Origin of the sequence: Mesorhizobium sp. B2-2-4 (genome assembly GCF_006442375.1) — a bacterium.
Classification (GTDB): Bacteria; Pseudomonadota; Alphaproteobacteria; order Rhizobiales; family Rhizobiaceae; genus Mesorhizobium.
The window spans coordinates 311,597-335,584 of sequence record NZ_VFWB01000001.1; the positions used below are offsets into that span (position 1 = coordinate 311,597).

A 23,988-nucleotide genomic window follows, 5' to 3' on the forward strand; every position below is an offset into this window, starting at 1 on the left:
GCCTTCCCAAGCACGACGAAATCGTCAGGAGACCGCCATGAAATTTTTTGCCGACACAGCCGACATCAAGGAAATCCGCGAACTGATCGATCTGGGGCTGCTCGATGGCGTCACCACCAATCCTTCTCTGATTCTCAAATCGGGCGGCAAGATCTCCGAGGTTACCAAGCAGATCTGCGACATCGTCGAAGGCCCGGTCTCCGCGGAGGTCGTGGCGACCGAATACAAGCAGATGATGGCGGAGGCCGAGGTGCTGGCCAAGATCGCGCCGAATGTCGCCATCAAGGTGCCGTTGACGCTGGACGGACTGAAGGCCTGCAAGACGATCCGCACCGAGATGAACCGCATGGTCAATGTCACGCTGTGCTTCTCGGCCAACCAGGCGCTGCTCGCCGCCAAGGCAGGCGCCTCCTTCATCTCGCCCTTCGTCGGCCGCATCGACGATACCGGCTCGGACGGCATGGAAGTGATCCAGGAGATCCGTCAGATCTACGACAATTACGATTTCCAGACCGAGATCCTGACGGCTTCCGTGCGCACCGTGAACCACGTCAAGCAGGCGGCGCTCATCGGCGCCGATATCGTCACCGCGCCGCCCGCGACACTGAAGGCGCTGGTCAATCACCCGCTGACTGACAAGGGTCTTGCCGCCTTCCTCGCCGACTGGGCCAAGACCGGCCAGAAAATCGGCTGAGCGAGCTTATATCCGACACGAAAAAAGGCCGGGCAACCGGCCTTTTTCATGCGCTGCGGATCAAGAGGCCCGGTCAATCCGTGCCGTCATCCTCAACTGCGGTTACCGGCGGGCGCCGGCCCATGATGATCTCGCGCTTGCCGACATGGTTTGGTGCACCGACCAAACCCTCCTTCTCCATGCGCTCGACCAGGGACGCGGCGCGGTTGTAGCCGATGCCGAGGCGGCGCTGAATGTAGGACGTCGAACACTTCTTGTCGCGCAACACCACCTTGACCGCCTCGTCATAGCTGGTATCGCCGTCCTCCGACGCAACGGCGCCCTTGTCGAAGACCGCGCCCTCATCGCCTTCGTCTTCCTCTTCATCCTCGTCGGCCGTCACGGTTTCCAGGTATTCGGGGCGACCCTGCGCCTTCAGATGCGCCACGACATGCTCGACCTCCACGTCGGAGACGAAGGGGCCGTGCACGCGGGCGATGCGCCCGCCGCCCATCATATGCAGCATGTCGCCCTGACCCAGCAGCTGCTCGGCGCCCTGCTCGCCAAGGATGGTGCGGCTGTCGATCTTGGAAGTGACCTGGAAGGAAATCCGCGTCGGAAAATTGGCCTTGATCGTGCCCGTGATGACATCGACCGAGGGGCGCTGCGTCGCCATGATCAGGTGAATGCCGGCCGCGCGCGCCATCTGCGCCAGGCGCTGGATGGCGCCTTCGATCTCCTTGCCGGCGACCATCATCAGGTCGGCCATCTCGTCGACGATCACGACGATGTAAGGCATTGGCGCGAGGTCGATTTCCTGCTGCTCGAAGAGCGGCTCGCCGGTGCCTTTTTCGAAGCCCGCCTGCACGGTCATGACGACCGTCTCGCCGCTTTCGCGGGCTTGGGCGGCGCGTTGATTGTAGCCGTCGATATTGCGCACGCCGAGCCTCGCCATCTTGCGATAGCGGTCCTCCATCTCGCGCACCGCCCATTTGAGCGCGGTAACGGCCTTTTTTGGATCGGTGACGACCGGGGTCAGAAGATGCGGGATGCCGTCATAGACGGAGAGTTCGAGCATCTTGGGATCGACCATGATCAGCCGGCATTCCTCCGGCTTCAGCCGGTAGAGCAGCGACAGGATCATCGTGTTGATGGCAACCGACTTGCCGGAACCGGTGGTGCCGGCAACGAGCAAGTGGGGCATCTTTGCCAGTTCGGCGATGACAGGCTCACCGCCGATCGTCTTGCCGAGGCAGAGCGCCAGCTTGCAGCCGGTCTTGCGGAAGCCCTCCGATTCGATCAGCTCGCGGAAATAGACGGTTTCGCGCGCCTCGTTCGGAAGCTCGATGCCGATGACGTTGCGGCCCGGCACGACGGCGACGCGCGCCGAGATCGCCGACATGGAGCGGGCGATGTCGTCGGCGAGACCGATGACGCGGGAGGATTTGACGCCCGGAGCCGGCTCGAATTCATAGAGGGTGACGACCGGGCCGGGTCGAACATGGATGATCTCGCCGCGCACGCCGAAGTCCTCGAGCACGCTTTCCAGAAGGTCGGCATTCTGCTCGAGCCGCTCCTGCGACATGTAGAAGCCTTGTCCCTCCGGCGGCTGCTGCAACAATTCTTCCGAGGGAAGTTCGTACGTCTCGCCCGTCGCGGTCGGCACGATCCTGCGGACCAGTGGTGCTCGCGACGATGCGCGCGCGGCCGGAGCCGGTACGGCTTGCTCCAAACTTTGCGTGACCAGTGCCGGAACGGCATTGCTTGCGACGGCGGGAATTGCGGCCGGAGTCCGGGCTTGCTGCGGCACGCGGTTCGCCGCCGGCTGAACCGCGGCCTGGTTGGAGTTGGCCGGACGGACATCCGGCGCGGCGGACGGAGCTGGCGACCCCGGAAGGCATTCGATGACACGGAACAACGCGGTCGGATCGGCCGTTGGCGCGTGGCGGTTGTCGATCCGCTCGGTGACCACAGGCGCGGTCGTGCGTGCAACCGGAACGGCCCGCGGCGCGGGTGACGGGCCCTCGACCAAATAGGGCGCCATGACCTCGAAAAAGACGTGATCCGACAGATAGGGCCAGCGCACATTTTCGCGCCCCGTCGTCTTGACCGGGGCTGTCGCTGCTTGGGCGGACGCTGCCGGTGCGGATGCCCGCGCCGCCGCAGTCATCCTGTGGCCCGCAGGCGTAGCGGCGGCCCGCGCCTTTTCGCCGGCATGCCCTGACGGAACCGGCGCCGGGGCCGGTTGCACCACGGCTCTGTTGCCGACGGGCGGCCTGGCGGCGCCCGAAGAAAGGTTTCGGCTTGGTATTGGCGCCGATGAAGACGTCCCAGCCGCGGTGGATTGGCCAGGTGCCTGCGGTGCTGGTGATTCGCTTTGCTCGACGGCAATCGCCTCGTCCCGCGGCCGGCGCGTGCTGGCTTCATAGTCCGGCGTGCGCGTAAACCGCACATTGGGCGCCAGGAAGAAATAGTCTTGCCAGGCAGGGCTTTCGTTGCCGCCGAGATCAATAGGGGATGGGGAAGGGCCGGCTCCTGCCGCTCTTGTCCGCTGGCTGTCGGGCTTGTTGTCCACACCCGTGAAACGCTTCACCCCGGGGTCATCGGGCGACGCTGCCTTCAATGAACTGACCCGAGGAAAACGCTTGGATTCCATGCTCAAGACTCACGCTGAAATGTCTGCTGAGCAATAGAGAGCGAGTGGTTAACAGTTGCTTCCCGTCGGCCCCCCAAGAGCGGCGAAGCGTGACTTTCACAGCGGTGTCGGACGATCGGACCCGTGCGGCCGATCGTCATCCCACGATCGTCAACACACCCGCGTGCTTCGGCTAAAGGCGAGCGGAGAACCGGCTCCGGAGCCGTGGCAAAGGCGGCCTTCAGGCACCAGATTGTTATGCCACCATGAAACGGAGAGCGGCGCTAACCGGCCGTCTTGCCGTGCCGTGCGAGATCCTGGGCGATGGACAGTTGCAGCGCGTTGGCAAGCTCGCGCGCGGCGCGGTTCTCGGCATCGATCTGTGCCCGGTACGCGGCGAATTCCTGGCGCGGCCTGTCGAAGGACGAAGTGATCGCCCGCTTGCCGGTCGCGATCACCGCCCCGGTTTTGGCATCGGTCAGCCTGTAGCCGGCGGTCAGCGTCACCGAACCGGCGGTCGGCTCGTCCTGGTCGGTTCCGACCTGCACGAGCGCCGAGGATTCAACGGCTTCGGTCACGCCGAGGTCGAGCGAGTAGGCCGGCGATGCCGGTTCGCCGGCGCCGCGCCCAAATCCGAAGATCAAATTGTTGCGCACCTGCTGGCCGTAACGCGTCCTGACCGGTTTGATGGCGATCGACGCCAGTTCGGCATTGGCGCTCGAGCCGGTCGACAGCGGCGCGCTCGAGTAGAGCGGCCGCACCTGGCAGGCCGAAACGAGCGCAAGCGAGCCGACAAGGCCGGCAAGCGCGACACGGCGCAGCAAACGGCTCAGCTCTGTCTTTTCCCGATCAGGCAACGACATTGACGATCCTCTGCGGCACGATGATCACCTTGCGCGGAGCCTTGCCTTCGAGCGCCTTCTGCACGAAGTCGAGAGCGAGCACGGCTTTTTCGACCGCACCTTGGTCCGCGTCGCGGGCAATTGTCAAATCCCCGCGCTTCTTGCCGTTGACCTGGACCGGATAGGTGACCTCATTGTCGACGACCAGCGCCGGGTCGAAGATCGGCCACGGCCGTTCGGCGACCAGATCGGCACCGCCGAGCGCCTCCCAGCATTCCTCGGCCAGATGCGGCATGATCGGCGCGATCAGGTGCACGAGCACCTCCACGGCCTCCCGGCAGGCGCCTTTGAGCGCGGTATCGGCCTTGCCTTCGGCCACGTCATTGAGCGGCGTGGTCAGCACGTTGGCGAGTTCATAGATGCGGGCGATGGCGCGGTTGAATGCGAGTTTCTCGATGTCCTCGCCGACCGCTTTCAGGATCTTGTGCGTGGCCTTGGAAACCGCCCCGGCTTCACCGCCACTGCCCGCTATGGGTGCGATGCCGGCCAGCGATTCGGCCGCGGTCGAGACCAGGCGCCAGATGCGCTGCATGAAGCGGTGCGCGCCGGCGGCGCCGTCGTCGGTCCATTCGACGTCGCGTTCCGGCGGCGAATCCGACAGCATGAACCAGCGCGCGGTGTCGGCGCCGTAGCCGTCGGTGATGTCTTCCGGGCTGACCGTGTTCTTCTTCGACTTCGACATCTTTTCCAGGGAGCCGATCTCCGCCGTCTCGCCCGTGGCGATCTCGACGGCGCGGCGCTTGCCGTCGACGTCCTCCAGCCGCACCTCGGTCGGCGCCAGCCAGCGCCCGTTCGATGCCGATCCCACGCGATAGGTCTCGTGCACCACCATGCCTTGCGTGAACAGGCCCTTGAACGGCTCGGCCAGGTCGAGATGGCCGGTCTCGCGCATGGCCCGGGTAAAGAAGCGCGAATAGAGCAGATGCAGGATCGCGTGCTCGATGCCGCCGATATACTGGTCGACGGCCAGCCACTCGTTCGCCGCCTTCGGGTCGGTCGGCTCATTCGCCCAGGGCGCGGTGAAGCGGGCGAAATACCAGGACGAATCGACGAACGTGTCCATCGTGTCGGTTTCGCGCCGCGCATCCTTGCCGCATTGCGGGCATTTGACATGCCGCCAGGTCGGGTGGCGGTCCAGCGGGTTGCCTGGGCGGTCGAACTCGACATCGTCGGGCAGCTTCACCGGCAGGTCTGCCTTCGGCACCGGCACCACGCCGCAATCCTCGCAATGGATCATCGGGATCGGGCAGCCCCAGTAGCGCTGGCGCGAAATGCCCCAGTCGCGCAGGCGGAAGTTGACCTTGCGCTCGGCCATCGGCCGGTTGCCGATCGTCTTCTGCTCCAGCAGCTTCGCCACCTCGTCGAACGCCCGCTCTGGCTTCATGCCATCGAGGAAGCGCGAATTGATCATCACGCCGTCGTCGACATAGGCTTCCTCGATGACCTGGAAGGTCTTGGGATCAGCCCCTTCCGGCATCACCACCGGGATCACCGGCAGGCCGTATTTGTTGGCGAAATCGAGGTCGCGCTGGTCGCCGGACGGGCAGCCGAAGATGGCGCCGGTGCCGTAGTCCATCAGCACGAAATTGGCGACGTAGACCGGCAGCGTCCAGTTCTCGTCGAACGGATGCACGACGCGGATGCCGGTGTCGAAGCCCTTCTTCTCGGCCGTCTCCAGCGCCGCCACCGAAGTGCCCATATGGCGGACTTCGTCAATAAAGCTCGCCAGCGCCGGATTGGTCTCGGCGGCCTTCCTGGCCAGCGGATGGTCGGCGGCGACCGCCATGAAGGAGGCGCCGAAGATGGTGTCGGGCCTCGTCGTATAAACTTCCAGCTCCTGCTCGCCGGCGACGGGAGCCGCCAGCGGCCAGCGGATCAGCAGGCCTTCCGAACGGCCGATCCAATTGTGCTGCATCAGCTTGACCTTCTCGGGCCATTCGTCGAGGCGATCGAGCGAATCCAGGAGATCCTGCGCAAAGTCGGTTATCCTGAAGAACCATTGCGTCAGCTCGCGCTGTTCGACCAGCGCGCCCGAGCGCCAGCCGCGCCCGTCGATGACCTGCTCGTTGGCGAGCACCGTCATGTCCTCCGGATCCCAATTGACCTTCGAGGATTTGCGCGTCACCAGGCCCTTCTCGACAAAGTCGAGGAACAGCATCTGCTGGCGGTGGTAGTAGTCGACATCGCAAGTCGCGAATTCGCGCGCCCAGTCCAGCGACAGGCCCATGACCTTGAGCTGTTCGCGCATGGTGGCGATGTTCTGGTAGGTCCATTCCTTGGGATGGACCTTGTTCTGCATCGCCGCGTTCTCGGCCGGCATGCCGAAGGCGTCCCAGCCCATCGGATGCAGCACGTTGAAACCCTTGGCCCGCTTGTAGCGCGCCACCACATCGCCCATCGTATAGTTGCGCGTATGCCCGATATGGATGCGTCCCGATGGATAGGGGAACATCTCCAGCACGTAGTATTTCGGGCGCGGATCATCGTTGTGCGCCTCGAACAGCTTCCTGTCGGCCCAGGCCTTCTGCCATTTGGGCTCTGACGCGCGCGGATTGTATCGTTCGGTTGCCATGGGACGTTTTTCACTTAAAAAGCATGCGGACTGCGGGCGACAGCTCGGCAGTCCATTGGATGTGGTCCGGGTGTTCACCATGGTTTGGCAAACCCGTCAACCATATGGGTATCGCGTCTGGAAAAAACGCGGTCAAAACAGCGGGATTTGGACATGGGCGACGCCGTTCAGCAGGTTTTAGCGGTCAAGGCGAAGATCGCCGCCGCCGAGCGCGAAGCCCGGCGCGACGCTGGCGCGGTGACGCTGGTCGCCGTTTCCAAGACCTTTGACGCCGCCGACATCAGGCCCGTCATCGAGGCCGGCCAGCGCGTCTTCGGCGAGAACCGGGTGCAGGAAGCGCAGGGCAAGTGGCCGGCGCTGAAAGAGGCTTTCCCCGATGTCGAACTGCATCTGATCGGACCGCTGCAATCGAACAAAGCCAGGGAAGCCGTGGCGCTGTTCGACGTCATCGAGACGGTCGATCGTGAGAAGATTTCCGCCGAACTCGCCAAGGAGATCGCCCGGCAAGGCCGGGCACCGAAACTCTACGTCCAGGTCAACACCGGCTCCGAGCCGCAGAAGGCCGGCATCGAGCCGCGCGAGGCCGTGACCTTCGTCGCCCGCTGCCGCGATGTCCACGGCCTCGCCATCGAAGGCCTGATGTGCATTCCGCCGGCGGACGAGAACCCTGGCCCGCATTTCGCCCTGCTGCAAAAATTGGCGCGGGAGGCAGGCGTCGCCAAACTGTCGATGGGCATGTCCGGCGATTACGAGACGGCCATCGCCTTCGGCGCCACCAGTGTCAGGGTCGGTTCGGCGATCTTCGGCAGTCGATAAAGCCGTCCGCCCTGGGTTGGCCCTGTCGTCTGTGAGTTCTAAGCCCATGATACACAGACGGACTGAACACATCTTGCGAGTTAAGCGAGGAGTAGTCTTCTTGAGCTGGCAGCTGCGGGACGCAAGAAACAACCTCTCGAAGCTGGTAAGACAGTCGCGCGAAAAAGGGCCGCAAACCATTACGGTGCGAGGGCAGCCATCTGCCGTGGTGCTAGCGGTTGAGGACTACGAACGGTGGGTTGGCGCAAAGCCCTCCCTTGCGCAATATCTTCTCTCCGTCCTCGTCTGGGATGACGAATTTGTCGAGGAGGTCAATCGCCGCCCGAACACAATGATCCGAGCGGTCCATCTCTGACAAGTTTCTGTCACCGGCAAGATGGTCCAGTTCTACCGGCTGATTACGCCAGTGCTGGAAACGAAACGTACCGTTCCTATTTGATCTGTGTCATCACAAATCTCTGGAGCTTTCGCCATGCATTACAACCAGCTTGGAAATACGGGGATGTTCGTCTCCGAACTCTGCCTCGGCACCATGACCTTCGGTGCAGCCGGCCAGAATGCCCAATGGGGCCTGATCGCCAGTCTCGACCAGAAAGGCGTCAACGAGATCGTCGGCCGCTCGCTCGCCGCCGGGGTCAATTTCTTCGACACGGCCGATGTCTATTCCTTCGGCGAATCCGAGCGCCTGCTCGGCCAGTCGCTCAGGGATCTCGGCGTTGACAGGTCGAGCGTGGTCGTCGCCACCAAGGTTCACGGCGCCATGGGCGAAGGCCCGAACCAGCGCGGCTCCTCGCGCGGCCACATCATGGACTCGGTCGATGCCAGCCTGGAACGGCTGCAGCTCGATCATATCGATCTCTATCAGTTGCACGGAACCGACGCGGTGACGCCGATCGATGAGACGCTCAGGGCACTGGACGATCTCGTCGCCAGCGGCAAGGTCCGCTATGTCGGCGTATCCAACTGGCAGGCCTGGCGCATCGCCAAGGCGCTTGGCATAGCCGACCGCAAGGGCTTTGCCCGCTTCGAGACCATCCAGTCCTATTACTCGATCGCCGGTCGTGATCTCGAGCGCGAGATCGTGCCGCTGATCAACGAGGAGAAGCTCGGTCTTATGGTCTGGTCGCCGATGGCCGGCGGACTGCTGTCCGGCAAATACGGCCCTGGTGCGCCCGGCAATGGCGAGGGCCGCCGCGCCTCCTTCAACTTCCCACCGGTCAACGAGGACCGCGCCTGGGCGGCGGTCGCGGTCATGCGCGAGATCGCCAAAAAGCATGACGTCAGCGTCGCTACCGTGGCACTAGGCTATGTCCTGGCCAAGCCCTTCGTGATGAGCGTGATCATCGGCGCCAGCCGCATGGATCAGCTCGAACAGAACCTTGCCGCCACGAACCTCAAACTTGATACCGATGATCTCGCCAGACTGGACGAGGTGAGCGCGCTGCCGGCCGAATATCCCGGCTGGATGCTGGAGCGGCAGGCCGTCGGCCGGCGTCCGGCGCCGTTCGTGCCGAAGGCCTGATCGTTTTTCGAGCCTGCTTCGAAGCCGCGTGCCTTAGGTACGCGGCTTCTCAGTTAGTCTAGAGGCGAACGGCCTCTGAGAGAAAATCGAGAAAGGCCCGCACCCGCGCAGGCAGATGCTTGCCCTGGCCGACATAGACGGCATGGGTGGCCTCCTCGTCGCCCGGGTTGAATTCCTCCAGCAACGGGACGAATGCCCCCGCGTCCATGTCCGGCTGGACATGCCAGCGCGCCAGCCGAGCGATTCCGCCTCCCGCCAGCGCCATCCGCCGCATCGCCTCGCCGTCGGTCAGCGTTGCGTTTCCGACAACCGGGACGATGACCGGCGCACCTGCCGCATCGACAAAAGGCCAGCCGTCTATATGCCGCGCAAAGCCGAAGGCCAGCATATTGTGACGCCCGAGATCGGCCAGCGTGCGCGGCGTCCCACGCGCTTCGACATAGGAGGGTGCCGCGACCAGCACCATCCGGCTCTGCCCCAGTTTGCGCGCTACCAGCCGTGACTCGCGCAAGGGTCCAGCGCGTATCGCCACATCGGCGCGCTCCTCCAGAAGGTCGATCACGCTGTCTGTCAGCACGGCGTCGACGGAAATCTCGGGATAACGCTCCAGAAACCGAGGCAGCAGCGACATCAGCCGGTGGTGGCCGAACGGCACGTAGCTGTTGACCCTCAACCGGCCGCGCGGCGCCGCCCCGGCGGCCGCCTCGCGCTCGGCCGCGTCCATGTCGGCGAGGATGCGCATGCCGCTGTCGTAGAAAGCAGTGCCTTCCGGCGTCAGTTGCAGCTTGCGCGTCGAGCGGGTGACCAGCCGCGCGCCGAGCCTGGCCTCCAGCCGCGCGATCAATTTGCTCACCGCGGACGGGGTCATGCGCAAGGCACGTGCCGCCGCCGAAAAGCTGCCCGCCTCGACGACGCGCACAAACACTTCGATCTCGCCGGAACGATTGATGTCGGATCTCGCCATCTGTGAATCTATTTCACAGAAAGTATGCCTGGAGCAAGTCTGGTTCACATCGCATGGCCACACGATCTTCCCGGTCGGGGCGCGGCCTGGACAGGGCGCCCGTCACCGCCGAAGTGGAAACATCATGCCTCTCGCTCTCTATGCTCTCGCCGCCGGCGCCTTCGGCATCGGCGTCACCGAATTCGTCATCATGGGCCTGCTCATCGACGTCAGCAAAGATCTCGGCGTCTCGATCTCGGCCGCCGGCCAACTGATTTCCGGCTATGCGCTGGGCGTCGTCATCGGAGCACCTCTGCTGACGATCGCCACCGGCAACTGGCCGCGCAAGACGGTGCTTCTGGCGCTGATGGCGATCTTCACCATTGGCAATCTGGCCTGTGCGCTGGCGCCTGATTATTGGACGTTGATGGGCGCGCGCGTCATCACCGCCTTTGCCCATGGCACCTTCTTCGGCGTCGGCTCGGTGGTCGCCACCGGATTGGTCGCGCCCAACAAGAAGGCGTCGGCGATCGCGCTCATGTTCACCGGCCTGACCATCGCCAACATTCTCGGCGTTCCCTTCGGCACCTGGCTCGGCCAGGCTTTCGGCTGGCGCGCCACCTTCTGGGCGGTGACCGCGGTCGGTCTCGCGGCCTTTGCCGTCATCCTGGCATTGGTGCCGCGCAATCGGACAGCTCCCGAGAAGAGCGACCTGCGCGCCGATCTCGCCGTGCTGCGCCGCACGCCCGTCCTGCTCGGCTTCGCCACCACCGTTCTCGGCTATGCCGGCGTCTTCGCCGTCTTCACCTACATCGCCCCGTTGCTGACCGAGATCAGCGGCTTCCAGGAAGCGGCCGTTTCGCCGATCCTGCTCGTCTTCGGCGGCGGCCTCATCGCCGGCAATATCGCCGGCGGCAAGATCGCCGACCGCTGGCTGGTGCCGGCGGTGCTCGGCAGTCTTGTGGTGCTCGCCCTGGTTCTGGCGACCATGAGCTTTGCTATCCACAGCCAGGTGTTGGCCGTGATCTATGTCGGCCTGCTGGGCGCCGCCGCCTTCGCCACCGTGGCGCCTTTGCAGATGTGGGTGCTGGAAAAGGCCCAAGGTGCTGGCCAGAGCCTCGCCTCGTCCTTCAACATCGCCGCCTTCAACCTCGGCAACGCGGCCGGCGCTTGGCTCGGCGGCGCGGTCATTGCCCAAGGTCTTGGCCTGGGTTCGCTCACCTGGGTCGCCGCGCTGCTGCCGGTCGCGGCACTCGCCGTGGCGGGACTGGCCCTGCGTCTCGACCGCGGCACCGCGCTCGGCGCGCCCGTCTGCGTTCGGTCGTGAAGCTCGCCGGCAAAGCCGGATCGATTCGACTTCTTTCAAAATCACAAGGAGTAAGAAAATGGACTATCGAAATCTTGGCGCATCGGGCCTGAAGGTGCCGGTGCTCTCGTTCGGAGCGGGAACCTTCGGCGGTTCCGGCCCGCTGTTCGGCGCATGGGGCAACAGCGACGCCAGGGAAGCGCGGCGGCTGGTCGACATTTGCCTCGAGGCCGGCGTCAATCTGTTCGACACCGCCGATGTCTATTCGAACGGCGCCTCGGAAGAGGTGCTCGGCGAGGCGATCAAGGGCCGGCGCGATGCCGTGCTGATCTCGACCAAGACCTCGCTGCCGATGGGCGACGGGCCGGCCGACTATGGTTCCTCGCGTTCGCGGCTGATCAAGGCCGTCGACGCCGCGCTGAAGCGGCTCGGCACCGATTACATCGACCTGTTGCAACTGCACGCCTTCGATGCCGGCACGCCGATCGAGGAAGTGCTATCGACGCTGGACGGCCTCGTGCGCGCCGGCAAATTGCGCTATGTCGGGGTCTCCAATTTCTCCGGCTGGCAGGTGATGAAATCGCTCGGGCTGGCCGACAGGCACGGCTATCCGCGCTATGTCGCGCATCAGGTCTACTATTCGCTGGTCGGCCGCGACTATGAATGGGAGCTGATGCCGCTTGGCCTCGACCAGGGCGTCGGCGCGCTGGTCTGGAGCCCGCTCGGCTGGGGCCGCCTGACCGGCAAGATCCGTCGCGGCCAGCCATTGCCCGACAAAAGCCGGCTGCACGACACCGCGAGCTTCGGACCGCCGGTCGAGGACGAGCATCTCTACCGGGTCATGGAGGCCCTCGATGCGGTGGCGCAGGAGACCGGCAGGACCGTGCCGCAGATCGCCATCAACTGGCTGTTGCAGCGCCCGACCGTGTCGTCCGTCATCATCGGCGCCCGCAACGAGGAGCAGTTGCGTCAGAACCTCGGCGCCGTCGGCTGGACGTTGACGCCGGAGCAGATCGGGAAGCTCGATGCGGCAAGCGAGGTCACCGCGCCCTACCCTTATTTTCCCTACCGCCGCCAGGAGGGCTTTGCCCGGCTGAGCCCGCCGGCGGTTTGAGCGTGTCCGACCGCTAGAGCCGAAGGTTAGCGGGGCAGCGCCCGCCTCTGTCCTGCCGGACATCTCCCCCACGGGGGGAGATTGGATGTCACCTCGGCTTTCGCCAATTTCCAACGTGAAGGGATGGCGCTGTTAGCTAAGCTGCCGATCTCCCCCCTCGTGGGGGAGATGTCCGGCAGGACAGAGGGGGGCGCCGTAGAGTGCCGACCTTACGGCCTCGAAGCAGCGGCCCCTAATGCAGCACGAATTCGCCGTCGACCTTGCGCCACTCGTTGGGCGCGATGAGCTTCTGGTGCGTGTAGCTGACCGAATGCAGCGGCCCCTCGAGCTTGGTCTTCCAGAACTCGATGAAGCGGATCAGCACCGGAAACTTCGGCGCGATGTCGTAGTCCTGCCATATGAAGCTCTGCAACAGATGCGGATGGTCTGGGAAATGATAAAGGATATTGGCCGTAGTCAGGCCATAGCCCCGCAGCATCAGGTCCATTTCAAGCTGGTCGCGCATTTTTGCTCCCCGGGTTGATTCTCCTTCCTCCCAACAATGGATTGTGCGCGCGGTTGCTTAACCGTCTATTGATTTTTTCTTGATCGAAACCGGCTTTAGCACGCGAAAACATGAAGTTAGCAGCGGTCCGGTGCAAGTGCTGACAGCAGCCGCGGACCCATGTGCGGCATCCCGCCGCGCAAACCCAACGTCTAATGTTGCCGTCATCGCGGAACTGTTAATAATGCGCGCGAATTCGCGGCCGCGTCGCCGCGATCCCGCTGGCGGTTCAAGCCGGCGTTAGTTTCGGGAGGAAAAGCAGGAAATGTCCGAGGTTCATGTCCACCGCGTTCAGCCGGCCTGGAAGAAGAATGCGCTGATCGACAACGACACCTATCTCAAATGGTACGCCGACAGCGTGAAGAATCCGGACAGGTTCTGGAGCAAGCACGGCAAGCGCATCGACTGGTTCAAACCCTTCTCCAAGGTCAGGAACGCCTCCTTCGACGGCAAGGTCTCCATCAAATGGTTCGAGGACGGCCAGACCAATGTTTCCTACAACTGCATCGACCGCCACCTGAAGAAGCGCGGCGACCAGACCGCCATCATCTGGGAAGGCGACAACCCCTACGACGACCGCAAGATCACCTACAATGAGCTCTATGCGCATGTCTGCCGCTTCGCCAACGTGCTGAAGAAGCACGGCGTCAAGAAGGGCGACCGCGTCACCCTCTATATGCCCATGATCCCGGAAGCGGCCTATGCGATGCTCGCCTGCACGCGTATCGGCGCCATCCACTCGGTCGTCTTCGGCGGCTTTTCGCCCGACGCGCTCGCCGGCCGCATCGACGATTGCAAGTCAACCATCGTCATCACCGCTGACGAGGGCCTGCGCGGCGGCAAGCCGATCCCGTTGAAGGAGAACACCGACAAGGCAATCGAGATCGCGGCAAAAGCCGGTACCAGGGTCGAAAAGGTAGTGGTGGTCCGCCGCACCGGCGGCAAGATCGGCTGGGCGCCGGGCCGCGACGTCTGGTACCACGAAGAGGCCGCGACCGTTAAGGCTGAGTGCAAGCCGGAGAAGATGAAGGCGGAGGATCCGCTGTTCATCCTCTATACGTCGGGTTCGACCGGCAAGCCGAAAGGCGTGCTGCACACCACGGCGGGTTATCTCGTCTACGTCTCGATGACGCACCAATATGTCTTCGACTATCATGATGGCGACATCTACTGGTGCACCGCCGATGTCGGCTGGGTCACCGGCCACAGCTACATCGTCTACGGGCCGCTCGCCAACGGCGCCACCACGCTGATGTTCGAGGGCGTACCCAACTACCCCTCGCAGTCGCGCTTCTGGGAAGTCATCGACAAGCACCAGGTCAACATCTTCTACACCGCGCCGACGGCGCTGCGCGCCCTGATGGGCGCCGGCGACAACCACGTGAAAAAGGCGTCGCGCAAATCGCTGCGCGTGCTGGGCTCGGTCGGCGAACCGATCAATCCGGAGGCATGGGAGTGGTATTTCAACGTCGTCGGCAACGCCAAGGTGCCGATCGTCGACACCTGGTGGCAGACCGAGACCGGCGGCATCATGATCACGCCGCTGCCGGGCGCCACCGACCTCAAGGCTGGCTCGGCCACGCGGCCCTTCTTCGGTGTCAAGCCGCAACTGGTCGACGGCGAGGGCAAGGTGCTTGAAGGAGCCGCCGACGGCAATCTATGCATCACCGAGTCATGGCCCGGCCAGATGCGCACCGTCTATGGCGATCACGACCGCTTCGTGCAGACCTATTTTTCGACCTACAAGGGCAAGTACTTCACCGGCGACGGCTGCCGCCGCGATGCCGACGGCTATTACTGGATCACCGGCCGCGTCGACGACGTCATCAACGTCTCCGGCCACCGCATGGGCACGGCCGAGGTCGAATCCGCATTGGTCAGCCATGACAAGGTTTCGGAAGCCGCCGTCGTCGGTTATCCCCACGACATCAAGGGCCAGGGCATCTACTGCTACGTCACGCTGATGGCCGGCGAGACGCCGAGCGAGGACTTGCGCAAGGAACTCCTCGCCCATGTCCGCAAGGAGATCGGCGCCATTGCCACGCCCGACAAGATCCAGTTCGCACCCGGCCTGCCTAAGACCCGCTCGGGCAAGATCATGCGGCGCATCCTGCGCAAGATTGCCGAGGACGATTTCGGCGCCCTTGGCGATACCTCGACGCTCGCCGATCCGGCCGTCGTCGACGACCTCGTCGCCAACCGCCAGAACAAGAAAGGCTGACACCGGCCATGGCCGCGATAGGCAGCGTTGCCGAACTCTGGCGCTATCCGGCGAGTTCGCTCGCCGGCGAACGCCTGGAGACGATCGCGGTCGGCACCGAGAGCATCGAGGGCGACCGGATGTTCGGCCTGGTCGATGCCTCCGACAATGAGATCGCCCGTCCCGATCGCGAGCCGAAGTGGCACAAGGTGCCGCGCATCCGCACCCGGCTGACTGGCGACCGCAGGCTCGAGATCGCGATTCCCGGCGCGGATTGGCTGGCGGCGCCCGGCGCCGAAAGCGACCGTGCCGTTTCCGACTATCTAGGCTTTCCGGCCTCGATCCGTCCGTTCGGCCTGGAGAACGCTCCGCCGGCCTATTCCGGCCCGTTGACCGAGGCGCGCTACCGCAAGGCGCCGATCCATCTGTTGACCACCGCCTCCCTGGCGCGCCTGAAGGCGCTGCATCCGCAAGGCACTCCCGATCCGCGCCGCTTTCGTCCCAACATCGTCATCGACATGGCGGCGGTCGAAGGCACTTTCCCCGAAACCGAATGGATCGGCAGGAAACTCGCCGTCGGCGACCTGCTGTTGACCATTTCCGAGCCGTGCCGCCGCTGCGGCTTCACCATCATCGCCCAGGACGGTTTCGACGACGATCCGGCGATCCTGCGCAATCTGGTGCGTCATAACGCGCACAATCTCGGCGTCTACTGCACCGTCGACCGCGCGGCCAGCGTCAAGGTCGGCGACGGGATGCGATTCGCCTGAATTACCGGTAAAGGTCCGCCCGCGTCGGCGGCAAGCCGCTCGGGCCCCGCGTCCGCTTGGTGGCGACCGTCTGGAAAATCTGCGCCGAGGCACGATCGAAGGCGATCGAACAGCCGGCCAGGTAAAGCAGCCACAGCCGCGCCTTGGCTTCTCCCACTTCGGCGATGGCCTCGTCGAAGCGCGCATGCAGGCGCTCTGCCCACAGCCGGCAGGTGCGGGCGTAGTGCTCGCGCAGATTCTCGACGTCGTGGACGAGGAAGCCGTGTGCTTCCAGATTGCCGCACGTCATGCCGATCGTGTCGATCTCGCCACCCGGGAAGATGTATTTGATCAGCGCCTTGTATTCCGAGCCCTTGCGCAAGGTCTTCTTCATGCTGCCCTTGCTGCGCCTGGTGATGGCATGATGCAGATAGATGCCGCCCGGCTTGAGCAGGCGATGGACGGTCGAGAAGTAGGCGGCGTGGTTGGCCAGCCCCAGATGCTCGAACATGCCTATCGAGGATATCTTGTCGAAGCTTCCGGTGAGCTCGGCATAGGATTTTATCTCGATTGTGATCCGGTCCTCCAGCCCCTCGGCCCGAATGCGTTCGCGGGCGAGTCCGGTCTGGGCCTCCGACAACGAGACGCCATGGCCGACGACGCCATGATGCTTCGCCGCATGGATCAGCATCGCGCCCCAGCCGCAGCCGATATCGAGCAGGCGGTCGCCGGGCTTCAGCCGGAGCTTGCGGCAGATATGCTCGAGCTTGTCGGCCTGGGCCTGGTCGATGTCATTGGCGAAATCCTTGAAATACCCGCAGCTGTAGACCATGCGCTCGTCGAGGAAGAGCCGGTAGAAGGCGTTCGATATGTCGTAGTGATGCTGGATCGCCTGCTTGTTGGAGCCGCTGACAAAGGGATTTTGCCCGGCGAGATCGGCGCGTTGCGTCATCTGCCTTCGCGAGAACAGCACGGCCGGCAGGTCGCGCATGATCGCGAGCTTCGGCAGCGCCTTGAACCGCAGCTTGCCTCGTGAAGGCAGCGCGTAGAGGTCAAACAGCGACCCCTCCTCCACGTCGACCGCCTTGGAAATCCACATCTCGACCAGCGTCGAGAAATTTGGCCGGCGGGCCAGTTGCCAGACGATGTCCTGGTCGTTGATGGCAAGCACCGGGCCGCCGGCCGGACCGATGCGCTCGCCGGTCCAAAGCCTGACGGCAAAGCCCGGCTTCAACGCCTCGACGACCGTGCGAACGATGCGTGCTGCTCTTTCGGTAGCGTCCATGCCGTCCCCCCTGCATTCGGTAGGCCGATCTTGTCCGCTTGAACCCCTGGCCGCAACCCGCTTGCACGAAAGGACGCGGCCAAGCCGGAAAAACGTCTTTTTCCATCCGGCGTCTTGTCTTTTGCTGCAACGCACCCCATCATCAGTGCGTGTTCAACAAACTGAAAGGAGGTGATCCGATGTCGAGTGATTTCGTTTTCCAGAACGTGGCCTCAGCGGATTGCACTTTCGGGAAGCAGTCTTCCCGTTAAGGCGCGAGATGCGCGGCGGGCGACCCCTCGGGTTGCCGCCAGGAGCCGCGCCATGGACGGAAACACGGAAGGCCGCCGGCTTCGAAAGAAGCGGCGGCCTTTTCCTTGTGCGGCCTACTGCGTCAGCGCGACCTTTTCGGTGTTGCGGATGATTTCCTGAAAGGCGGCGTCCAATTCCACCCCGGTCGACACCTCGAAATAATGTTTTTGAGCGGCGGAGGCATCTTTCGACGAACAGTCCTTCAGCACCGCCTTTGCCTGATCCCGCTCGGTTGCCGACATGTCCTTGTTGTTCAGGTCGAAGCCGATGGTGAAAATCTCGATGCCGTCATTTTTCATGTTGCCGCACAGCGTTTCGGCGTTGCCGCGCGCAAGATTGCCCTGGCTGTTGTAGCGGCCCCCGGCACCGGCGAAGGCGGTATTGAACTGGCCATCGGTCATCAGGATCGCGACCTTGGCGATCTTCTTCGCGTTGACGTCCGAGGCGCCGTTGCCGAGGCCGGCATTCTTGATCGCAGCGCGCCATTGCGGCGACAGCATATAGTAGGTCCACTGAATGGCGATCGCGCCGGCGGTATAACCGTCAGCCTGGAAGTCGTCGATCGAATCAAGCAATGCGCCGGAATCGGCGGTCAGCGGGATCACTTCCGCATCGGGGCACTTGTTCATTCCGCCGCCATCGAGATGATCATCCCGGTTGACCAGGGCGTAGTACTTCTTGCCGTTCTTGTCCGTGCGAACCGTATCTGGGCCGTCGGCAGTCAAATCCGCATCGCCGTTTTTGTCCTTGCGCTCCGTGGCGCAATTATCGGGGCGTGGCATCGCCGCGCCAACAATGGAAATGTAGTCGCTGAAGGACGGCAGAAGAGTTTTGCCCGTCTTGGCGACGAGAAGCGAACTGCCGGCCACGGGTGGCAGCTCAGAGCTCGCCGGCTTCTCGGCATAGACGTTTTCGGCCAGCTTGCCGGCGTTCACGCCGGAGGCGTAAGGCACAATCGCGACGCGGATGCGGGGGTTCTTCGGATCCTGGTTCCGGAGCATCGTCCGAACGGCGTTTTTCGCTGCTGCTTTCAGATCGCCGATCTTGTCGACCTTGCCCCGCTTCGCCATCGAGCCTGTTATGTCGAGCATCATGGCCACCTCGATCTGCTTGTCCGAATAGAGCGCTGTCGTCGAGGCGGGAACGCGCTGCATGTCGCGCGTGCCGAACAGCGGGAAATAGAAGGCGACGTCGGCATGGGCCTCCGCCTGCACCGTCCTGGCGGTCCTGTCGACCGTCAGCCTGTCGAGCACGATCTGGTTGGCCTGCAGGATGCCGGCCGTGCTGTTGGCGTCGAGGAAGGCCTGCACCGATTTGTTGGCGTCGGCCTCCTTGATCACGCCGGTCGTCAGGTCCCGCGCCGTCGACGTCACCGCGGCGTCGACCACGCTCTGCAGGCTCGATTTGGCGTTGTAGAGCTGGGTGATGTTGACGGCGAAGCCGACGCCCAGCGCCAAGACCGAGGCGGCGAATCCGAACAGGATGGCGAAATTCCCACCGCGATGCCTGGCAAAGTCGCCGGCCGCGTCCACAAGACCCCCGAAAATCCGCATCGTTCTCTCTCCGCTCGCCCCGGCCTCGTCGCCGGGCAAACGGATCGATGCAGGATTCCGGCCGGGCGCGGCCAGCGGCCGCGCACCAGGAACTAGATTATTGTTTTTGCTTCGCTTTCAAGAATGGAAAGGTGAATGACCGGTAAACGCCGATGCTGCGTTCGCGCGGCATTACCAAGCGCTTACCACGATCTTGCACGTCGCGGCACAGGGCGCGCGGCCGTGTCCCGCCACGGCACAGCGGCACCTGTGCCAGAGCGAGGCAGTATGGGGATACATGGAAACCCGGCTCAGGCCAGCATCTGCGCGGTGACCGTCCTGTCGATGGCGTGGTAGGGCGGGTTGAACAGATTGTTCTCCTGTTCGTAGGTCCATACCTTGAACAGGCTGAGCCGGTGCGGGCCGAAACTGTGCAGCAACGGCACGTCGGTGGCATCGCGTCCGCGCGCGATGACGATGCGGCCGATCCTCGGAACATTGTGGCGGGGGTCGAACGTGTACCACTTGCCGTCGAGAAACACTTCCATCCAGGCCGAGAAATCCATCGGCGCCGGATCGGCCGGCACGCCGATGTCGCCGAGATAGCCATTCACATAGCGTGCCGGAATGTTCATGCAGCGGCAGAGCGTGATCGCCAGATGGGCGAAGTCTCGGCAGACGCCGACCTGCTCCTCATGCGCCTGCGCCGCGGTGCGGGTCGAGCGGGCATAGCCATAGCCGAAGGACAGCCGGTTGTGGACGTAATCGACGATCGCCTGCACCCTCGCCCAGCCGGACGGCAAACGGCCGAAAAGCTCCCAGGCGAGCTGGCTCAGGTGATCGGTCTCGCAATAGCGGCTGCCCAGCAGATAAAACAGCACCTCGTCGGGCAGCTCGGCCACCGGCACCTCGCGTGCCAGCGTGTTGACCTCGTCCGTCTCGCCGCTGTCCTCGACCACGGCATCGTAGAGGATGCGAAAAGTGCCGGCGGGTGCGGTAAAGCGGCGGCACGAATTGCCATGCAAATCGCTGTAGAGCCTGGTCGGAACCGCGGGCGACGTCAGCATGCGCGTCTGCCGTTTGATGTCGGCCTGCCTGTCCCTGTGGATCTCGAGCATTGAAATCACCGGCGTGGCTCCAGCGCATTCAATGGCCATTTCGTAGCCGAGCCGAATCAGCATCGCGTCCCCCTTCGATGGTCGTGGAAAAGCAGCGAAGTTGAAACGCCGGAGGCGGATCGCGGTTCCCTGACTTGCGGAAAAGGGGACTGACCGAAAAGGTGGCCGCGCGGCTTCCAATGCCGGCGCCGGGACGTTACCATCGGCCCTCCCTCGAAAGACCTCCCCGAAATCAAGGAAAATCATGTACGCAGGCAGAAAATTCGCCGCCTTCCTCTTCGACATGGACGGCACGCTCATCAATTCCATTGCCTCGGCCGAACGGGTGTGGAGCGACTGGGCGCGGCGGCAAGGGCTCGACGTCGCCGCCTTCCTGCCGACGATCCATGGCGTGCGGGCGATCGAGACGATCGCCGGTCTGGCGCTCCCGGGCGTCGATCCGGCGCATGAGGCCGACCTCTTGCTCAAGGCCGAAGCCGCCGATCTGGAGGGCATTGTTCAGATCGCCAGCGCCGCCGCGTTTCTCAACGCGCTCCCGCCGGGGCGCTGGGCGATCGTAACCTCGGCACCGCGCGAACTGGCGCTCTTGCGCATGAAGGCCGCCGGCATCCCCGTCCCTGCCGTCCTGGTCGCGGCGGAAGATGTTTCACGCGGCAAGCCGGCGCCCGACTGCTTTCAGCTCGGCGCGACGCGGCTCGGTGTCGATGCGCGCGATTGCCTCGTGTTCGAGGATGCCCCGGCGGGCATCACGGCGGCCGAGGCGGCGGGCGCAGCGGTCATGGTCATAAACGCCACCCACCGGCATCCCCTGGCGACGCGGCATGCCGCGATCGCTGGCTACGACGCCATCGGCGTCACCGTCGACGAGCGCGGCTGGATCGCGCTCCAGCCGCAGCGAGCGGCGGCAGCGGCCTTCTAGGCTCTGGCGACAATCAAACACCCGATTGCCGGCAAATGAGCTGTTTGCTGGGCCGGCATATTAGAAATCGCTGGTCAGGCCCTTGATCTCCCAGTCGCCGTAGCGGCCGGGCTCCTTGCCGCCGCGGCCGCCGACTTCCTTCGGCACCGCGGCTTCCTTGCGGCGGTAGTCCTCGCGCCGCGCCGCGGCCTCTTCAAGCGCGCGGCGGGCGGCGGGCGTCAGCGTCTTCAGCCGCGCTTCGTCATCAGTGGCAGGTGTTTTACTGGTCTCGTCGTTCATGCGATATTCCGGCGGATTGAAACAGGCCGATTGAAACGGGTACCGGCGTTTCCCATCATATAGCGATGAGCCCACGAGGATCGACCCCCTTACATCACGACCAGGACGGGAGCAGACGATGAACACACTTCGCACCGCCATGCTTCTTGCCGCGATGACCGCGCTGTTCATGGGCGTCGGCTTCCTGATCGGCGGCACGGGCGGCATGATGATCGCCTTCCTGATCGCCGCCGCCACCAATCTGTTCAGCTATTGGAACGCCGACAAGATGGTGCTGTCGATGAACCGCGCCGTCGAGGTCGACGAGAAGAACGCGCCCGAATATTACGCCATCGTGCAGGCACTGGCCGAGCAGGCAGGCCTGCCGATGCCCAGGACCTACCTGATCGACAATCCGCAGCCCAACGCCTTCGCCACCGGCCGCAACCCGCAGAACGCGGCTGTCGCCGCTTCCACCGGCCTTTTGCAACGGCTGACGCATGAGGAAGTGGCCGCGGTGATGGCGCACGAGCTCGCCCACGTCCAGCACCGCGACACCTTGACCATGACGATCGTCGCGACCTTCGCCGGCGCCATCTCGATGCTTGGCAATTTCGCCTTCTTCCTCGGCGGCAACCGCGACAACAACAGCCCGTTCGGTTTTGTCGGCGTGCTGGCGGCGATGATCGTGGCGCCCTTTGCGGCGATGATCGTGCAGATGGCGGTCAGCCGCACCCGCGAATACGAGGCCGACCGGCGTGGCGCCGAAATCTGTGGACACCCGCTATGGTTGGCCTCGGCGCTTGACAAGATCGCCCGCGGCGCCGAACGCATACCTAATCCGGATGCCGAGCGTAACCCGGCGATGGCTCATCTCTTCATCATCAACCCGCTGCACGGCGAGCGCATGGACAGTCTGTTCTCCACCCACCCGAGCACCGAGAACCGCATCGCCGCGCTGCAAGCGATGGCGCAGCGCATGGACGGTGGTGTATCGCGGTCCCCGCAGCGCCAGGCGCCAGTGCCGCCGCAGGCCGACGAGCCGCAATCGGCAGGACCGTGGGGCAAGCCGGCCGCGCCGGAACCGCCGGCAGAGCCCAAATCCAATCCATGGGGTCGCAATCCGACCGGGCCCAAGGGCCCGTGGTCGTGAGCGTGGCGGGCAGAGCACCTCGACGCACAGGTGGTCAGGAAGACAAAAAGGACGGCGAGTTCGTTGCCGGCCTTGCCGCCCGCAAGGCGGCGGCGCGCCTGCTGGCCGCTGTCATCGATGCGAGGACGCCGCTCGACGGCCTGACCGACCATGAAAACGGCCATCCGCAATACAAGGCGCTAGACCTGCGCGATCGCGGTCTTGTGCGCGCCATTCTGGTCACCGCGCTGCGCTATCGCATGACCATTGCCGGGCTGCTGGCGCGGCGTCTGGAAAAACCGCTGCCGGCCAATGCCACCGCGCTGTCGCATATTTTGCATGTGGCGGCCGCGCAGATCCTGTTCCTCGACATTCCAGACAGCGCCGCGGTCGACCTCGCCGTCACCCATGCCAAGTCCGATCCCCGCACATTGCGCTTTGCCGGCCTGGTCAACGGTGTGCTGCGCACGCTCGCGCGGATCAAGGAGGCTGAACTTCCAGAGGCCCTTGCTACCACCGACGAAGCGCCGAAATGGTTTTCCGACCGTTTGAAGGCCGCCTATGGCGTGGACGAGGCCGGACGGATACTCGCCGCCCACCGCCAGGAGGCTCCGGTCGATTTCTCGATCAAGGCCGATCCGGAGCACTGGGCCGAAAGGCTCGGCGGCATTGCCCTGCCGACCGGCACGATTCGGGTGGAGAAGCTTGCCGGCCCGGTCACCGAACTGCCTGGCTTCGCCGAAGGCGCCTGGTGGGTCCAGGATGCCGCAGCCGGCCTGCCTGCCCGGTTGCTCGGTGATGTCGGCGGGCTTCGCGTCGCCGATCTCTGCGCCGCGCCCGGCGGCAAGACCGCCCAATTGATCGTGGCCGGCGCACGCGTCACCGCGATCGACACCTCGAAGAACCGGCTGGCGCGGCTGGCGCAGAATCTCGAACGCCTCCGCCTGTCGGCGGACGTCGTGCAGGCCGATCTCCTCCAGTACGAGCCGGACGAGCTGTTCGACGCCGTCCTCCTCGACGCGCCCTGCTCCTCGACCGGCACGGTGCGGCGGCATCCCGACGTGCCATGGACCAAGACTGTGGCTGATGTCGAGAAGCTCGCCGATCTCCAGCGCCGGCTGCTCGCGCGCGCCGTCACCCTGGTTAAGCCGGGCGGAAGGATCGTCTTTTCGAACTGTTCGCTCGACCCACTCGAAGGCGAGGAGCTTTATCGTGGCTTCCTCGCCGCGACGCCTGGCGTCGTTGCCGACCCGCTTCGCGCCGGCGAGATCATCGGCATCGATCCCTTCCTGACGCAGGAAGGCACGCTGCGCACCACACCTGCCGACCTCGATCTCGGCTCGCCGCAACGTTCCGGTCTCGACGGCTTTTTCGCCGCGCGCATGCGTCGCGCCAGCTAAGGCAAGTCCACGAAAGCTGCGTGACGATTCTCCGTCCGGAATTACGTGGAACAAGGATCTGGAGCGGAGTATGGATG

Annotated in this window: 20 protein-coding genes; 11 read left to right on the plus strand and 9 right to left on the minus strand. The window is 64.2% G+C overall.

The features are described 5' to 3' along the window. Positions 1-37 precede the first annotated feature (37 nt). Positions 38-694, plus strand: a complete 657-nt coding sequence (gene fsa / locus FJ959_RS01610; protein WP_140492952.1) for a fructose-6-phosphate aldolase — start codon at positions 38-40, stop codon at positions 692-694. A gap of 73 nt (positions 695-767) precedes the next feature. Here fsa and FJ959_RS01615 read toward each other — a convergent pair whose 3' ends face one another. The 3 genes from FJ959_RS01615 to leuS all read right to left on the minus strand — a co-directional run bounded on the left by FJ959_RS01615 (position 768) and on the right by leuS (position 6,782). Next, a complete protein-coding gene (locus FJ959_RS01615; RefSeq protein WP_140628121.1) occupies positions 768-3,329 on the minus strand; it encodes a DNA translocase FtsK in 2,562 nt (853 codons plus the stop codon). Positions 3,330-3,592: 263 nt separating this feature from the next. Then, entirely contained in the window at positions 3,593-4,171 is a 579-nt protein-coding gene (gene lptE / locus FJ959_RS01620; RefSeq protein ID WP_140628125.1) for an LPS assembly lipoprotein LptE, read from the minus strand. Beyond that, positions 4,158-6,782, minus strand: coding sequence for a leucine--tRNA ligase (gene leuS / locus FJ959_RS01625; RefSeq protein WP_140628128.1), 2,625 nt, complete (start codon positions 6,780-6,782; stop codon positions 4,158-4,160). The genes lptE and leuS overlap by 14 nt, the downstream gene beginning before the upstream one ends. Before the next feature lie 153 nt (positions 6,783-6,935). On the opposite strand from leuS, the gene FJ959_RS01630 reads away from it, so the two are divergent. The 3 genes from FJ959_RS01630 to FJ959_RS01640 all read left to right on the plus strand — a co-directional run bounded on the left by FJ959_RS01630 (position 6,936) and on the right by FJ959_RS01640 (position 9,120). Beyond that, a complete protein-coding gene (locus FJ959_RS01630; RefSeq protein ID WP_140624951.1) occupies positions 6,936-7,598 on the plus strand; it encodes a YggS family pyridoxal phosphate-dependent enzyme in 663 nt (220 codons plus the stop codon). Between the two features lie 100 nt (positions 7,599-7,698). Further along, the gene (locus FJ959_RS01635) at positions 7,699-7,953 is read left to right on the plus strand and encodes a type II toxin-antitoxin system Phd/YefM family antitoxin (protein ID WP_140492937.1); all 255 of its coding nucleotides are present in this window, start codon (positions 7,699-7,701) and stop codon (positions 7,951-7,953) included. Between the two features lie 117 nt (positions 7,954-8,070). Then, positions 8,071-9,120 carry an aldo/keto reductase gene (locus tag FJ959_RS01640; RefSeq protein WP_140624950.1) on the plus strand — a complete coding sequence of 350 codons (1,050 nt, stop codon included), beginning with the start codon at positions 8,071-8,073 and terminating at the stop codon, positions 9,118-9,120. A gap of 58 nt (positions 9,121-9,178) precedes the next feature. On the opposite strand, the gene FJ959_RS01645 is transcribed toward FJ959_RS01640, so the two are convergent. Beyond that, on the minus strand, positions 9,179-10,084 hold the full coding sequence (locus FJ959_RS01645) for a LysR family transcriptional regulator (protein WP_140518234.1): 906 nt from the start codon (positions 10,082-10,084) through the stop codon (positions 9,179-9,181). 124 nt (positions 10,085-10,208) lie between these two features. Here FJ959_RS01645 and FJ959_RS01650 point away from each other — a divergent pair, with 124 nt between their 5' ends. Further along, positions 10,209-11,390 (plus strand): MFS transporter, encoded by a 1,182-nt coding sequence (locus tag FJ959_RS01650; RefSeq protein ID WP_140628131.1) that lies wholly within the window; start codon positions 10,209-10,211, stop codon positions 11,388-11,390. Between the two features lie 58 nt (positions 11,391-11,448). Then, complete coding sequence (locus FJ959_RS01655) at positions 11,449-12,483, plus strand: aldo/keto reductase (RefSeq protein ID WP_140628133.1); 1,035 nt, start codon at positions 11,449-11,451, stop codon at positions 12,481-12,483. Between the two features lie 232 nt (positions 12,484-12,715). On the opposite strand, the gene FJ959_RS01660 is transcribed toward FJ959_RS01655, so the two are convergent. Then, a complete protein-coding gene (locus FJ959_RS01660) occupies positions 12,716-12,988 on the minus strand; it encodes an usg protein (RefSeq protein WP_140492921.1) in 273 nt (90 codons plus the stop codon). A gap of 304 nt (positions 12,989-13,292) precedes the next feature. Between FJ959_RS01660 and acs the strand changes: the two genes are divergently transcribed. Both acs and FJ959_RS01670 read left to right on the plus strand, forming a co-directional pair. After that, positions 13,293-15,248 carry an acetate--CoA ligase gene (acs, locus tag FJ959_RS01665; RefSeq protein ID WP_140518231.1) on the plus strand — a complete coding sequence of 652 codons (1,956 nt, stop codon included), beginning with the start codon at positions 13,293-13,295 and terminating at the stop codon, positions 15,246-15,248. Between the two features lie 8 nt (positions 15,249-15,256). Beyond that, the gene (locus FJ959_RS01670; RefSeq protein WP_140492915.1) at positions 15,257-15,997 is read left to right on the plus strand and encodes an MOSC domain-containing protein; all 741 of its coding nucleotides are present in this window, start codon (positions 15,257-15,259) and stop codon (positions 15,995-15,997) included. 1 nt (position 15,998) lies between these two features. Here the strand turns inward: FJ959_RS01670 and FJ959_RS01675 are convergent, their stop codons facing one another. The 3 genes from FJ959_RS01675 to FJ959_RS01685 form a co-directional block, all read right to left on the minus strand. Further along, positions 15,999-17,261 (minus strand): cyclopropane-fatty-acyl-phospholipid synthase family protein, encoded by a 1,263-nt coding sequence (locus FJ959_RS01675; RefSeq protein ID WP_140492912.1) that lies wholly within the window; start codon positions 17,259-17,261, stop codon positions 15,999-16,001. A gap of 365 nt (positions 17,262-17,626) precedes the next feature. Then, on the minus strand, positions 17,627-19,105 hold the full coding sequence (locus FJ959_RS01680) for a TadE/TadG family type IV pilus assembly protein (RefSeq protein ID WP_140628136.1): 1,479 nt from the start codon (positions 19,103-19,105) through the stop codon (positions 17,627-17,629). Between the two features lie 290 nt (positions 19,106-19,395). Beyond that, positions 19,396-20,265, minus strand: coding sequence for a transglutaminase family protein (locus FJ959_RS01685; RefSeq protein WP_140524987.1), 870 nt, complete (start codon positions 20,263-20,265; stop codon positions 19,396-19,398). A 181-nt stretch (positions 20,266-20,446) separates the two neighbouring features. Between FJ959_RS01685 and FJ959_RS01690 the strand changes: the two genes are divergently transcribed. Further along, on the plus strand, positions 20,447-21,121 hold the full coding sequence (locus FJ959_RS01690; protein ID WP_140624943.1) for an HAD-IA family hydrolase: 675 nt from the start codon (positions 20,447-20,449) through the stop codon (positions 21,119-21,121). 60 nt (positions 21,122-21,181) lie between these two features. Here FJ959_RS01690 and FJ959_RS01695 read toward each other — a convergent pair whose 3' ends face one another. Beyond that, complete coding sequence (locus FJ959_RS01695; protein ID WP_140518225.1) at positions 21,182-21,400, minus strand: DUF1674 domain-containing protein; 219 nt, start codon at positions 21,398-21,400, stop codon at positions 21,182-21,184. Positions 21,401-21,518: 118 nt separating this feature from the next. Here FJ959_RS01695 and htpX point away from each other — a divergent pair, with 118 nt between their 5' ends. Beyond that, on the plus strand, positions 21,519-22,532 hold the full coding sequence (gene htpX / locus FJ959_RS01700; RefSeq protein ID WP_140518224.1) for a zinc metalloprotease HtpX: 1,014 nt from the start codon (positions 21,519-21,521) through the stop codon (positions 22,530-22,532). Then, positions 22,529-23,911, plus strand: coding sequence for an RsmB/NOP family class I SAM-dependent RNA methyltransferase (locus FJ959_RS01705; RefSeq protein ID WP_246674859.1), 1,383 nt, complete (start codon positions 22,529-22,531; stop codon positions 23,909-23,911). Before htpX ends, FJ959_RS01705 begins: the two co-directional genes overlap by 4 nt. Positions 23,912-23,988 lie beyond the last annotated feature (77 nt).